We start from the raw sequence: 12868 nt of genomic DNA on the forward strand, positions 1-12868 counted from the left end.
ACTGAAAGGGGTGAAATGCAATGGAAGATTCTAAATTGTACTCCACTCAAGAAATCGAAAGATTAAAACAAAAAATTGAGACCTATAGGGAAACGTTAACTTCATTAAAAATGGGGACATCAATTGAAGAATTCCTATTTATGAAAAACGAGTTTGATGGGCTAAAAACGCAAATCGCACATTTGGAAGGGCTAACAGAAACATTAGATGATAAGCAAAATTCACACATCAAAGGATATGAGGACCAAATAAAACTACTTTCGACACAAATTGAGTCTTTAAATCAAACCATTGAAGAAATGAATCAAGAAATTTTCATGGTTTTAAACAGATTAATAACAATTGAAGTTAATGAAGCTTCAACCACTTTACCTGCCATTGAAAAAAATGCTAATTCTACGGCTAACGATTCACAAAGGCATCCTAGAATCACACAGACAGCAGATCAATCCACTATTACATCAAAGCAACCATCTTATAAACTGCTGCAGAGTTTGGCAGGAAAAGCAACAAATATGCAAGTAAATTTAAACAATGGAATACCTTCTGCTCAAAATGACATACAGGGAAACAAACCCGAAGAACGCCATTTTAATCAACAATACTTTCAATCGATAAATACTCAACCAAGCCAAATATATAATGGCCTATACAGAAATACCACCGTAGAATCCACCTTCCATTTTAAAAAAGCTACTGACGCACAGGAGATCCCAGTTAGTGTTTATAATCCTAATACCGTTTCATCTGCTATAAACAATGAATCCTTCGATAATAATGCCTTAAATTCTTCTATCGTTAATGAATCCGTCAATGATGTAGAATCTGAAAAAATAAATGCCTCTGTCGATTACGGGAATTCAAAAAGAGTAGTTGAAACTGACAATCAGAGGATTTCTCCAAAAATTAATGATTCCATCGGCCATGTGAATTCTCAGAGAATTGTTGAATCAGTCAATGATGTAAATTCTGAAATAGTTAATGAACCCGGCAACCTTATAGACTCTGGAACAGTTAATGAACCTGGCTATTCTAATAATTCTCCTACTATAACACCAGATGAAATTGTGGTTTTTGAAACTAAATCAGGGGAAAGCAATGAAATTCATATATCACTTGAAGAGGTAAACAAGCAACATGAACTTATAAAAGAGTCGACTGTAGAAGAAAATAAGAAAGTAAAGAACTCGTTTTTCAATTTCTTTAGAAAATGGAGTTAATTAAAACCATGAATTCGTGATTTCAACACTAATTTTTTAAAATCGTCCAATATGTACAAAAATACGTATTGGACTTTTTCGTGTTTTGTTTAAAGGTATATAACCAAGTGACTGAAAGCCCCTTATCAATATAGAAACCACTATGTAGATAATTGCCCGTAACTCCCAGTCTTAGATGAATAGAATAATGAGGAAAGGGGGTGTAAAAATGTGTACAAATAATTTTATGAACCATGGTGGATGTGGTTGCTCATCAGGTAATGGTAATGGTCAATGTACAGCGCTTGGACCTTTTGTAGCAATTGATGCTGCATGTATTATTCCACCTCAAGCAACTGGCTCCATCATTCCTTTCTCTTCCGGTATCACACCTGTTATATTAGCATCTTTAGTTACTGGTTTGATTGCCACACCTAGTTTAATCGGGTTCGGTACTGCTGTTCCTGGTGTAACAATTGTAGGTAATACTATTGATTTATCTGGTATTGTGACTGAGGCATTTTCAGTTCCACGACCTGGTAATATTACGGCTATTTCGGCTTCATTTACTGCAACAATTGCACTTGCAGTAATTGCCGGCACAACAACAGTCACTGCAACAGTTTACCGTGCTCCTGCTGGAAGTAGTCTTTTCACAGCTACAAGTGCAACTGTAAACTTAGCACCAGCCTTTACTGGTTTAGTATCTCTAGGTCAAACTGCATTCGCTTCCGCAAATGTAGCACCAGTGCCAGTAGTAACAGGTGACCGCTTATTAATGGTTTACTCCATTACTACTTCTGGGGTTACTGTTGTGCAAACATTAACAGGAACAGCAAGTGCAGGTATTACTATTGCATAATACCTATAAACTATGGTAGATATCGTAATTTAAAAAATTCAAATAGGCGACTTCTTCTCATGAAATCGCCTATTTAGTATTCTATAAATTTTCTAGTTTGATAAAGCATTTTGAATATGTGCAAGATGGTGTTTTCCATGCCATGCATACAGAGCAAGTGCTTTTACTAGTGTCATCAATCCTGAATCTGGATGATTAAATGCTCGTTGTAATTGTTGTTCTGTTAAGCTTGTCAGCAAATAAACCCATCGTTCATGCAAGCTTTCAATCATTTTATAGGAAGTGGCTACCGGCACTTCACAATCTGGCAATCGTGCCCAATCTTCTTCATTGTAGGGCTTAATCGTTGGTGTATCCTCAGTTAAAGCTAGCTTAAAACGAATATAGCTATTCATATGGCTATCCGCAATATGATGGACAAGTTGCGATACAGTCCAACCATTTTCTCGGTAGGATTTTGCTAATGATTGTTCACTTGCACCCCCCAGTGTTTCAGCAAGTTGCCTCGGCAAAAGGCGGATGTCCTCCATCCATTCCCTTACTTGCTGTGCCGTAGTGACTTCTGGAAATCGAAATTGTCCAATTGGATATCGTATATCGTTCATTAGCTTTCCTCCGTTTCTATTTACTCAATACACTAACAATTTAAAAGTTTTCTTGCCAAGCACTTTTATTTAATTTAATGTTGTGGTCAATTTACTCATTAATTTCATAAACCAAAGTATCAATTTTGAGGTCTAAAAATCATTTATTACAAGTTTCACCTCAAGTCAATTTTATTGAGGTTTATGTTATTTTTAATTGTGTTAAAACCGCACGAACTAAAGCTTGTAAAGGATGTATAATTGCTGTTCCCATTTCCTTGTCAAATTGCTGTGCCGCCTCTACCATCGATAGTTGTGCTACAGATATTGACTGCTGCTCATTCACAATTTCATGGAGAAATTGCAAAAGCGCCTTATTATATGCTTCCTTTTTGCCCTGCATAATCAACTCAAATGTATCATCGATCACCTTTGCTTCAATTTCTATTGCCTTGTCATGGTGCTTGGCAAACTGCTGAAGCCGTTTCATTGTGCCCTCTACAGTCGCAGGATTTGTAAAGAGTATCGTTTGAGGATGCGCGTCCTCACAAATAGTCGCAAAATAAGGCTCATCGATCTTGATAATGGGAATAGAGAGTGCCAACTGTTCCTCCATCAATAGCGCAATGTAATTTGTACATGTTATTAAAATGGCATCAACATTACAGCTCGACATCCACTCCAATTGCTCTCTTACCTTTAGTGATAGCCCTTCAGCTCCCTCAGTCACGCGGTGCATAAGCCCTGGGTCAACAAAATGTACAAGTTCTATATCTTCATTACTTCTAAATGCCTGCTCTATGTAGTCAATATTCGAATGATGGGCATGCAAACAGCCTACTTTTTTCTTCAAGTTATCCCCCCTAATTGGAAAGCGCCATTGTCACGACTGGAATGGCAATGCTGTTACGATTTACAATGATTTCTTCTTTTGTAATAACATAGCCTAGTGCTTGATAAAACTCAATATTTTTTTGAACACGCATGCGCACTTTACATTCACTTATACTTTTTCTATGTGTACGTGCATATTTTTCAAGCTCAACAATTAAAGTCTTGGCCAATCCTTGTCCCTGATTTTGTGAAATAACAGCAAGTCTAAAAAATAAATTCCTACATCATTCACCGTGAATTACATCTGCTAGTACTATCTCCACATCACTCGCATCCCCTTGTGTTTTATTATTCATTTCAATATTTTTTTAAACACAAATAAACCGCATTATCAAAAGATAATGCGGCTATCCAAATTTACTTCTTTTAGATTGTGTAAAGGCTTCTATGGCTTTCGGTAAATAAAAGCATCTTAAATTCCCTTACACTACTATATAAATAAAATTAATGGTTATTCACAAAACGTATCGCTTTACTCATAACAGTGGGGACGACTGATGCATGATTTTCATCCATCGCTTCATAAAAAGCGATTTCTATCATATTCCCTAAATCACTGACCATTTGTCGCGCATCATCTACCATGAAGGTTTCCAGCTCACCTACACCGATAAATAATTTTTCATTTACAACCGTTTGCTCTTTCATAAACGATGCTGCCTTAGGTAATAATTCATGGTTGTTCCACCAAATTGATGGGCTGATCGCTATATAGCTTTGGAAATTCGATGTCGCAGAAAATAATTGCCACAGTACAAAATAGCCCGCCAATGAATGGCCGAAAAGTGTTTGCTGTTCTACATTTACCTGGAATTGAGCCTGAATACTTGGCTTTAACTCCTCTTCTAAAAATCTGCTAAAGTCCGCGGCTCCACCATGCTTGTCATAGCCCTTTCCTTTAAATCTTGCTGGGTAGCTATATTCTTTTGCGGGTGCAGTAAAGTCATAAAAGCGTCGTTCTTGCATATCTTCTCCATGGCCAATTCCGACAACAATCGCGGGTGTTACATGCGTCTTTGCTGCATTGCGACACTGTAGACGCACCGCTTCTTTCACTAAATGGAAATAAGATGAGCCATCTAACACATAATAGATAGGGAAGCCCTCTTCCGGTGCCTGTCCCTGTGGCACATGAATATAAACTGAATATTTATAGTCTGTGAACTTCGAGCTAATTTGATAGGTCGAATAATCAAGTGTTCCTTCTAATTTTTCAATGCTCATCTGTTTGCTCCTTCAAAATATCGTAACCATAGCACACAGGTGTTTTCGTTGCTGGATCTTCCATGATGCGTGCATTAATATGAAATACCTTACGCATTACATCAGCACATAAAATTTCTTTCGGAGTCCCCATCTCGATAACAGCACCTTGACGCATTGCTATTAAATGGTCTGAATATCGTGCGGCATGATTGATGTCATGCAAAACCATTACAATTGTACAACCATGTTTTTCGTTCAAGCTTTTGACAATGTCCAGCACTTCTAATTGATGGGCCATATCTAAGTATGTTGTCGGTTCATCTAATAACAAAATATTTGTTTCTTGGGCTAGTGCCATTGCCAACCACACTCGCTGACGTTGTCCACCTGAAAGTTGGGCAATTTCACGATTACGAAAATCAATTGTATTTGTAACAGATAAAGACCACTCAATCATCTCTTCATCTTTCTTGGTTAAGCGATTGACATTATTACGATGTGGATAACGGCCATAGGCAACCAGTTCCTCAACCTTTAACTGTCCAGGCGCGACTGGCGTTTGCGATAAAATAGCAAGCTTTTTGGCTATATCCTTTGATGATAAATTTTGCATATTTTGCTCCTGTAAATAGACAGTCCCTTGCTGTTTCTTTAAAATCCGTCCAATTGTTTTCAATAGCGTTGATTTACCGCAACCATTTGGCCCAATGATTGTTGTTACTTTTCCCTCTTCAATCGATAAATTTAAGCCTTCAAACACACGAACCTGCTCATAGCCAGACGATAAATTTTCCATACGAAATGCAGTTTGCATGCTATTTCCTCCTATGCCTTTGATTTCACTAATAAATATAAGAAATACGGAATGCCAATAATGGATACGACTATACCAACCGCTAATTCAGATGGTGCAAACACCGTTTTTCCGATAAAGTCTGCGATAACAAGCAAGCATGCGCCAATCAGTGCACTTGCTGGCATTACATAACGATGCTGAATACCGACCAGCTGTTTCGCTATATGAGGAGCCATTAAACCGATAAAGCCAATACTACCTGATACGGACACACACGCACTCACTAAGCCGACACTCGCTAATAACAGTTTGATTTTCTCTTTTTCTACCGCTATCCCTAAGCTAGTAATACTATCTTCTTCTAGCTGGAAATAATCGAGTAAATACGATTTCCGATAAACATAAAAGCTTAGTATTATCAGCCATGGTAGCATAGCGGCAACAAAAATCCAGTTAGCATTATAAATGGAGCCAGCCATCCAAACAGCGGCAGATTCATAATCCTGCGCATTCATTTTCAATGATAAAAACAACGTCAATGCCCCAAAGCCACTATTAATGGCAATACCTGTTAAGATTAGTCGTTGCATATCTAAGTGACCATTTTTAAGTGCAAAGGAAAAAATAAGTGCAGCTGCCATCGCACCTCCTACAAAACCGAACATAGGCATCATTAAAATCGATAACCAGCTATTCAAATCCGCAGTAACAATATTCAGTTGGAAGAAAAACATGAAAATGACAACGGCTGCACCAGCCCCAGCATTAATCCCTAAAATCCCTGGGTCTGCTAAACCATTGCGTGTAATGCCTTGTAGCACCACCCCTGCCATCCCTAGTCCAATACCAACTAGTGCTGCAATAACAATACGAGGTAAGCGGAATTCAAAAATAACTAAATCAAATTTAGGATTCGGTTCAATACGTAGCAATGTTTTCACTACATCGATGACAGACATATCAAAGACACCATTTGTAATATGTAGATAACTAGCACCTAATATAAATAAAATGAGTATAGAGATTGTTAATACAAATACACGTGAGGTATTTTTACGCACGTTTTTCACCTCCGTGCTTACGAATTAAATATAAGAAGAATGGGACACCAACTATTGCTGTTAATACCCCGATTGGCGTTTCCATTGGGTAATTAACATAACGACTGAGTACATCACAGAGCGCCAAGAAAAATGCACCTATTGCTGCTGCACAAGGAATGATAAAGCGGTAATCTACACCGACAAGGAAACGTGTAATATGGGGTATTACTAGCCCTACAAAGGCTATTTTTCCGACAAGCGCTACCGCCGTCCCTGTTAAGCACACAACAGCTAACATACTAATAATTTTTACTGCTTTCGTTTTTTGTCCAAGACCTAAGGCAATATCTTCACCTAATGAGGTTATGGTGATAGCTCTTGCTGATAATAAAGCAAGAACTAAACCGACTACTCCAAATGGAATGGCTAGAAGTAGCATATCAATATCTACGGTATGTACCTTTGTGTTATACCAAACACTTACTGTTTGCGACACTTGGAAATACATTGCAATTGCTGTAGCAATACTGCTCAAAAATGTACCAATTACCGTTCCTATAATGGCAAGCCTTACTGGTGATAGCCCATTTCGAATTAGGGAGCCAAAACCAAACACTATACCTGCACCTAATGCAGAACCAAGCATAGAAAGTAAAATCATTTGATAATTTGGGAGACCTGGAAAAAATACTATTGCTAACGTGATCACAAATGCAGAACCATCATTAACGCCCATCAGTGAGGGAGATGCCAGATAATTTCGTGTAATACCTTGCATAACTGCGCCAGCTACTGCCAAAAATGCGCCCACTAGTAATACCGCGGCAATTCGAGGAATACGTCCTGTACGAATAATCTGGTGATCAACATTCGAAGGGTCAAAAGCTATAATCGCCTGCCACACCGTTAATGCACTAATATCTTTTGTACCGTACATAACCGAAATTAATGCCACAACCGTTATCAGGAATGGGGTAGCTGCTAATATAGCAAATGACACAATATTTGTTTTTTTCAACTTCCACACCTTTTTCTATTTGAACTCTATCTTACAAAAGGCTGATAATAGCCCGGTGACACCACCAAATCTACTACCAGCCTGTTTAAACTATTTAAGTAATTTTTCCGCTGCAACATCTAAGAATTTAACGTTAGACCAGGTAGTACCACCTTGAGCTAATGGCTCAATTGCATTAACAAAAATCTCATTGTTTTGAGATGCCTTTAAGCTTGCAAAAATCGGGTTCTTTTGTAGTTCCTCTAACGCTTTTGGTGCATCTGTATTTTCAGATTGCTCAAATTGTAGGAAGATAGCATCTGGATTTACCTCCGCTAATGTTTCAAGTGAAAGTTCAGCCTGGGCTTTTACCGTGTTCACAATCTCTGGTACTGGCGCCCCTAAATCTTCATATAGTATTGGGTTTAAGTACACTCCTGCAGGGTAGATATACATCACACCGCCACGAACACGAATGATTAACACTGATTTATCTGCTAATTGCTCTTTTGATTTCACTTGTGAATCAGCCACTTTTGCCTCATAGTCTGCAATAATTTTTTCTGCCTCAGTCTCTTTACCAGCAAGCTGTGCAAGTACTTTTAAGTTTTCCTTCCAGTTTATTGAAATATGTGAATAAGGAATCATTGTTTGGATTTTTTTCAGCTTTTCAGCCGTTTCTTCAGGGAATTTTGATGTTCCAATAATCACGTCTGGATCAAGTGCTAAAATCGCCTCTGCATTCGGCTCCATTTTGGTACCTATAAGTTTAGCATCTGCAAAATCCGTAGCAAGGTATGAAGGGACTTTCCCAGCAATTTCAAGCACACCGACAGGTTTAATGCCAAGCATTGCTGCGTCCTCCATTGACTCTAAGCTCGCTGCTACAATGTTATTAACCTTAGCTGGTAATTCATATGTCTCACCGAGATATGTAATTTTCTGAGTTGTAGCCTGTTCCTGAGCTTCTGTAGTACTTGATTCTACCGCTGAGCTCGTTGCAGGTGTAGTCTCTTCTGCTTTTTCTGAACCACACGCTGCAAGTGATAAAGCTAAAAGTGCAGGTGCACACATTTTGAAATATTTATTCATGTTTATTCTCTCCTAATCATTCTCAGTATCTATATTGATAATGATAATCATTTTCAATTATAAGTCAATAGTATTCATAGATTTAATTGATATTCATTATCATTTATGGATGCTATTTTAACAAAGAGAAAAACAGCTGTGAATGGACATATTTAATTATCACATGGACTTTTGCCGACTTTTAATATAAAAAGGAGTTGTTTCTCTTATACAAGATACAACTCTTTTAAACATATTTAGCTTCCTCATTCACCATCTTTCGATACATTGTCGGGGACATACCCGTACATTTTTTAAATACCCGACTAAAGTAAAAACAATCTACATAGCCTACACATTCTGCTATTTCCGCTACTGTACTATCGCATGATCGCAATAATTCCTTTGCTCTTCTTATACGATATTCCGTTAAATAGCTACTTGGATTCATACCTGTATGCTGTTCAAATAAATCAGCAAATCGACGACGCTCCACACCAAATTCCTCCGCTATCTTCGTTATCGAAAGTTGTTTAGCATGGTTTTTGTGTATGTATTGTAAAACCTGTTCCATCTTTTCACTGGCTGTATCTAAAACCTTCATTTTTGCCGAAACAAGAATAGCTTCCACTAGATTCATAAATAACGTCTTTGTTTTGAATGTTGCCATACTACCTAGCATTGAATAGCTTTCTATAAGTTGCTGTACGAAACTAATAATCTTTGTATTATCCCCAGTATTTATTAAGAAATGCTGTTGAGTAAGTGGAAAAAGTGCTCTTACCTCTGGTGTAACATGATAATGGATGACCGCATACTCCCATATTTTTTCACCAATCACGTTAATTTCTATTGGCATTTGAGGCCCAGCATGTACCACCATTCCAGGCTCCATCGTATAAGTTGTGCCATTGAAACTAAAATTAGCACATCCGGCGAGAGGGACGACTAATCCACACTTTCCAGGAGCTGTGGTTCGACCAACATCCTGTCTCCCAGGTTCCATTTTATTTGTAAAAACATCTAAAAAAGTTACAGATGCATGCGCATAGTAATCAATTATCTGGTTAACCGTAATTTCCATTCCATTTACTTTCACTTTAGCACCTTCTCAATTTGTAAAAAATGATGCAAATCATGTTCCACCAAGCCTAAAAAATAACGATAAAGTGTAAGTTCAGATTCACCAATTTGAAAGCTTTGCTGCCATTGTTCATCTGTGAGATGATGCAGCGCGTTGACAAGTTGTCGTCTGCAATTTAAAAACTTCGCCATCGTTTCTTCCTTACTTTGTAAGCGACTACTATGGGCTGCGTTTGCGTTCATTTCCTTTACATTCGGTGCCTTTGGCAGACTGTCCTCCATAAATAGAAACGGAATACGTTTACTTACCACAAATTCATCCCATGGGATAAGATGTCCAATAACCTCGGCAATCGACCATTTTACCACTGCTATTGGTGTTCGCCACTGTTCTTCTGTTACACTCGCCAAGCTCTCCACCCACATCCGAGAGCTTTCGTAGTGTGCCAATATTTGTTTTTTATCTTGGTTCAAGCTCTCCCGCTCCTCTACTTCAGTCAAAGATCTTTAACTTTGGCCAGGTTGATTTCCACTGTTTATTGTGTATTCTTTGTTTATAAATCTCATACATTCGCTCATCTTTTTGAAAGTATGGTGTAGGAGAGACAATGCCAGCGACTAAATGATTGATTCCGTAAGGCGCAGTCATTTCGAGTAAATCATTATTTAACCTAATCCCAATAGCTGTTGGCGTTTCTGGAAAATGCGCGATTCCATCTGTAGAACATTGATAAGGTTTACTATTATTTATCAAATGCATCCTTGCTTGATTTTTCACAGACCAAGGCTCATTTGGTAAATATTTTCGCAATTGTCGTTCATACTGCTTTTCAATGGTCTCTGAGGTCAGCCATGTATCGAAATAAATAACATCAATATTGGCGATTGGTGTTCTATCACTAAATTCATGAAGAGTATCCCACACCTTAGAGCGAATAAACCCTGCACATACCCAACAATCAGGCAACTGTAGCTGGTCCACAGTTTTTAAAATGTCCATCATCCAGGTATCTGCCTTAATTAATTTTTTTAAGTCATCTTCTGTTTCTAAGCGTTCCATACAATCAAACCTTTCAGCTAACAACGTACCGCTAAACTTTCTTTTATAAAATGTATCAAGCCATTCTCGGCTTAGGGCATCACCTGCTAACTGCTTAAATGTTCGTGAATTAACTTCCATTCATTATTCTCTTTAGTAAAGATATTCGTTGCTCTTCCGCTCCCAGATACAAATTCCCCATCATGATAGCCTTCGTAGTGGTAAGTATAAATACAGGTAGCGGCTGTTTCATCAACTGTAAGCCATTGAACATTCGTAGCACTATAAACCTCTTCCTTTATAAGATCCCATGCTTTATCGAAATAATCGCCGATTTCTTCGATCGATGTGCATGTTTTATCAGAAAACCAATAAACGGCTTCCGGATGTAATATTTCTTTTACTTTATTGAAATCATGTGAGTTCGTTGCTTCTATATAACGTTCTAACGCTTTTTTAAATGACAAGATCATCTCTCCTTTATTTATTCTAATTTTAGCTGATTTTATATTTCATAGGAACACCTTATCTCCATAGCTGAACCGTGAACTATTTTAATTGGGGTACTTTGGGAGATACAATAGAGAAAAAGAAACTTACCCAATCAAATTATTTTAGATTAAAAACAGCGAAAGAAGAGATATTAAAGAAGGCGTGACAAATAAGTTATAATGATTATAAAAAAAGAGGTGGATACTAATGCTAGCTACTATTCAAAAACAACCAAACAATTATATCGCTCAATTCACACGTCCACTTTCCCATTCAGTTGATGCCGTTTGGGCAGTGTTGACGGAGAATGGCAAGTTGCAGAAGTGGATGGGCAATTTAGAAATGATTGATCTTCAGGAAAATGGCAAAATGCGTTTTAATATGAATGATGGCACAGATGCTTTTGAGGAAATCACAATTACAGATTATGCCAAACAACAAATACTCGAATTTGAGTGGGGAAAAGATTCCGTGCGATTTGAACTTTCCACGACTAGCGATGGCTCATTACTGGTGTTGCAGGAAACTATCAGTGAGCTAACAGATCATACCCCTAAAGATTTGGCAGGTTGGCATATCTGCTTAGAGCTTCTATGTGATTTACTAAATGGCATTATTCACGATGAATTTCCAATGGAGCAATGGAGAAAATGGTTTGCGGCGTATGAACAACTTGTCGCAGATGTGGAGAACAACTAAAACATCCCCGAGTAAGAAATATACTCGGGGATTTACTATTAACGGCTAAATGCTGTGGCAATGGCAAGTGCCGTCATTGGTTCTTTGATTGAATCAAGCGTATAAACAAGCTTGCCTTCCTGCCAGACAATTAAATTACCGGATTTATAAACATCTAAATGGGCAAAGCCATTTTGGCTTGGTATAGGTAGCGTATGCGTTTCTAAATATTTTACTGCCTGTTTAGCTAACTCCACACTTGCTTGTGGGTTATCCGTTCGTGTATGAGCTGCCAGTGCCCATCTTCCCTCATTCCAACCGGTCCATACCGAGCCAGCTCCAGCGTCCTGGTAACCTTTAATATTATATCCAAGATTCACTTGCTGCCCACCATTTTGACTGTAATCCTCAAAGGCAATTTGCTCACTTGCTTCGGCTACGCTGCCATATTGCGTTACAAGCAGTTTTGCAATAACAGTCGCATCGGTTGAATTTTTGAGTTTTATATCATTAATTGGCATATACTTTTCGCTTTCGAAAAATACAATTTCAACCTGTGTACCTTCAACCTTTGTAGTAGCCGTTAAAAATGTACCTTCTGTTATAGGAAGCTCTTTTGGTAAGACAACAGCTAAATCAGTCTCTAGCTGTTCCTTTACATTTTTAAGAGCCTCAGCCTGCGTAATAGCGGCTACCGTCTCTTCAGATTTTGTTTCAGATGTGTCGTCTGTCTTGTCATTTTGTTGATCTTCTTCTTGCTGGTTATTTTGTATTTTTGTGTTGTCATCATTGTCCGTAGTACATGCGCCTACTAAGCTTGCACTAATTAATAGTAGCGGTAACAATAATCCCTTCTTTGTCATGTTAGACACCCCTTCTAATAAGAGTTTAGCTATTTACTTTTTCCCTAAGTGATGATCTCTT

General features: G+C 38.0%; 15 protein-coding genes and 1 pseudogene. 3 read left to right on the forward strand and 13 right to left on the reverse strand.

What is annotated here, in order from left to right; all coding sequences use genetic code 11:
* The first annotated feature begins 20 nt into the window (after positions 1 to 20).
* Together H131_RS17410 and H131_RS17415 are read left to right on the forward strand one after the other, a co-directional pair.
* Complete coding sequence (locus H131_RS17410) at positions 21 to 1220, forward strand: hypothetical protein (protein ID WP_010860445.1); 1200 nt, start codon at positions 21 to 23, stop codon at positions 1218 to 1220.
* Between the two features lie 208 nt (positions 1221 to 1428).
* Positions 1429 to 2061 carry an exosporium glycoprotein BclB-related protein gene (locus tag H131_RS17415; protein ID WP_010860446.1) on the forward strand — a complete coding sequence of 211 codons (633 nt, stop codon included), beginning with the start codon at positions 1429 to 1431 and terminating at the stop codon, positions 2059 to 2061.
* Positions 2062 to 2153: 92 nt separating this feature from the next.
* Here the strand turns inward: H131_RS17415 and H131_RS17420 are convergent, their stop codons facing one another.
* The 12 genes and pseudogenes from H131_RS17420 to H131_RS17475 form a co-directional block, all read right to left on the reverse strand.
* Entirely contained in the window at positions 2154 to 2666 is a 513-nt protein-coding gene (locus H131_RS17420; RefSeq protein WP_010860447.1) for a YfiT family bacillithiol transferase, read from the reverse strand.
* 181 nt (positions 2667 to 2847) lie between these two features.
* Entirely contained in the window at positions 2848 to 3498 is a 651-nt protein-coding gene (locus H131_RS17425) for an aspartate/glutamate racemase family protein (protein ID WP_010860448.1), read from the reverse strand.
* 10 nt (positions 3499 to 3508) lie between these two features.
* Positions 3509 to 3739 (reverse strand): annotated as a pseudogene (locus tag H131_RS17430) (GNAT family N-acetyltransferase); the annotation flags it as partial.
* A gap of 244 nt (positions 3740 to 3983) precedes the next feature.
* Entirely contained in the window at positions 3984 to 4763 is a 780-nt protein-coding gene (locus tag H131_RS17435) for an alpha/beta hydrolase (protein WP_010860450.1), read from the reverse strand.
* Entirely contained in the window at positions 4753 to 5559 is an 807-nt protein-coding gene (locus H131_RS17440; protein WP_010860451.1) for an ABC transporter ATP-binding protein, read from the reverse strand. Before H131_RS17440 ends, H131_RS17435 begins: the two co-directional genes overlap by 11 nt.
* Positions 5560 to 5570: 11 nt before the next feature.
* Positions 5571 to 6602 (reverse strand): FecCD family ABC transporter permease, encoded by a 1032-nt coding sequence (locus tag H131_RS17445; protein ID WP_010860452.1) that lies wholly within the window; start codon positions 6600 to 6602, stop codon positions 5571 to 5573.
* Positions 6595 to 7602 (reverse strand): FecCD family ABC transporter permease, encoded by a 1008-nt coding sequence (locus H131_RS17450; RefSeq protein ID WP_010860453.1) that lies wholly within the window; start codon positions 7600 to 7602, stop codon positions 6595 to 6597. The genes H131_RS17445 and H131_RS17450 overlap by 8 nt, the downstream gene beginning before the upstream one ends.
* Before the next feature lie 90 nt (positions 7603 to 7692).
* The gene (locus tag H131_RS17455) at positions 7693 to 8673 is read right to left on the reverse strand and encodes an ABC transporter substrate-binding protein (RefSeq protein ID WP_010860454.1); all 981 of its coding nucleotides are present in this window, start codon (positions 8671 to 8673) and stop codon (positions 7693 to 7695) included.
* Between the two features lie 226 nt (positions 8674 to 8899).
* Entirely contained in the window at positions 8900 to 9751 is an 852-nt protein-coding gene (locus H131_RS17460; RefSeq protein WP_010860455.1) for a helix-turn-helix domain-containing protein, read from the reverse strand.
* On the reverse strand, positions 9748 to 10209 hold the full coding sequence (locus H131_RS17465; RefSeq protein WP_010860456.1) for a DinB family protein: 462 nt from the start codon (positions 10207 to 10209) through the stop codon (positions 9748 to 9750). Before H131_RS17465 ends, H131_RS17460 begins: the two co-directional genes overlap by 4 nt.
* A 19-nt stretch (positions 10210 to 10228) precedes the next feature.
* Positions 10229 to 10915, reverse strand: coding sequence for a nucleotidyltransferase family protein (locus H131_RS17470; protein ID WP_010860457.1), 687 nt, complete (start codon positions 10913 to 10915; stop codon positions 10229 to 10231).
* Positions 10882 to 11247: a YybH family protein gene (locus H131_RS17475; RefSeq protein ID WP_419185152.1), complete on the reverse strand. Its 366-nt coding sequence runs from the start codon at positions 11245 to 11247 to the stop codon at positions 10882 to 10884. The genes H131_RS17470 and H131_RS17475 overlap by 34 nt, the downstream gene beginning before the upstream one ends.
* A 226-nt stretch (positions 11248 to 11473) precedes the next feature.
* Here H131_RS17475 and H131_RS17480 point away from each other — a divergent pair, with 226 nt between their 5' ends.
* Complete coding sequence (locus H131_RS17480) at positions 11474 to 11965, forward strand: SRPBCC family protein (protein WP_010860459.1); 492 nt, start codon at positions 11474 to 11476, stop codon at positions 11963 to 11965.
* Positions 11966 to 12003: 38 nt separating this feature from the next.
* Here H131_RS17480 and H131_RS17485 read toward each other — a convergent pair whose 3' ends face one another.
* Entirely contained in the window at positions 12004 to 12807 is an 804-nt protein-coding gene (locus H131_RS17485; RefSeq protein WP_010860460.1) for a hypothetical protein, read from the reverse strand.
* Positions 12808 to 12868 lie beyond the last annotated feature (61 nt).

This window comes from Lysinibacillus sphaericus OT4b.31 (genome assembly GCF_000392615.1).
In the GTDB taxonomy this organism is placed as follows: domain Bacteria; phylum Bacillota; class Bacilli; order Bacillales_A; family Planococcaceae; genus Lysinibacillus; species Lysinibacillus sphaericus_B.

What these genes read in the sequence shown, in the direction of transcription:
- H131_RS17410 (WP_010860445.1), top strand. Translation starts at nt 21, where the DNA reads ATGGAAGATTCTAAATTGTACTCCACTCAAGAAATCGAAAGATTAAAA.
- H131_RS17470 (WP_010860457.1), bottom strand. Translation starts at nt 10,915, where the DNA reads ATGGAAGTTAATTCACGAACATTTAAGCAGTTAGCAGGTGATGCCCTA.
- H131_RS17415 (WP_010860446.1), top strand. Translation starts at nt 1,429, where the DNA reads ATGTGTACAAATAATTTTATGAACCATGGTGGATGTGGTTGCTCATCA.
- H131_RS17455 (WP_010860454.1), bottom strand. Translation starts at nt 8,673, where the DNA reads ATGAATAAATATTTCAAAATGTGTGCACCTGCACTTTTAGCTTTATCA.
- H131_RS17435 (WP_010860450.1), bottom strand. Translation starts at nt 4,763, where the DNA reads ATGAGCATTGAAAAATTAGAAGGAACACTTGATTATTCGACCTATCAA.
- H131_RS17440 (WP_010860451.1), bottom strand. Translation starts at nt 5,559, where the DNA reads ATGCAAACTGCATTTCGTATGGAAAATTTATCGTCTGGCTATGAGCAG.
- H131_RS17420 (WP_010860447.1), bottom strand. Translation starts at nt 2,666, where the DNA reads ATGAACGATATACGATATCCAATTGGACAATTTCGATTTCCAGAAGTC.
- H131_RS17475 (WP_419185152.1), bottom strand. Translation starts at nt 11,247, where the DNA reads ATGATCTTGTCATTTAAAAAAGCGTTAGAACGTTATATAGAAGCAACG.
- H131_RS17485 (WP_010860460.1), bottom strand. Translation starts at nt 12,807, where the DNA reads ATGACAAAGAAGGGATTATTGTTACCGCTACTATTAATTAGTGCAAGC.
- H131_RS17480 (WP_010860459.1), top strand. Translation starts at nt 11,474, where the DNA reads ATGCTAGCTACTATTCAAAAACAACCAAACAATTATATCGCTCAATTC.